At 61.4% G+C, this 293-nt stretch carries 1 protein-coding gene; it reads right to left on the bottom strand.

The genetic code is table 11. The features are described 5' to 3' along the window. Positions 1–42: 42 nt before the first annotated feature. The coding region (locus RVY79_RS18960) for a hypothetical protein (RefSeq protein WP_411161750.1) at positions 43–293 on the bottom strand (251 nt) is incomplete at its 5' end.

Raw genomic sequence — 293 nt, 5'->3', positions numbered from 1 at the left:
CCTGCAGCGAGAACTTTGTGCAGTCCACGCAGCGAACGTCGCTCATGCAGCCCTCCCGATTGCCTGTTGCAGCATGCGCAGCGCCATGCCGCTCTTAACCTGATCCGTGGTGAAGCGCAGGACGCGCCAGCCGAGCACGGCGGCAGTGGAGTACTTGATGCAGTCGGCCTCAAAACCGGAGCCGCGCGAATGCCTGCCATTGACCCAGTGACCGCCCTCCACCTCGACTGCCAACATCTCGTCGACAAAGGCCACGTCAAAACGCCATTTGCGCTCAGGGGCGAACTTGTATT

The organism is Chromohalobacter sp. HP20-39, assembly GCF_033052815.1.
In the GTDB taxonomy this organism is placed as follows: Bacteria; Pseudomonadota; Gammaproteobacteria; order Pseudomonadales; family Halomonadaceae; genus Chromohalobacter.
Note: the sequence above shows the minus strand (reverse complement) of the source record. Positions and strands in the feature narration are given on the sequence as shown.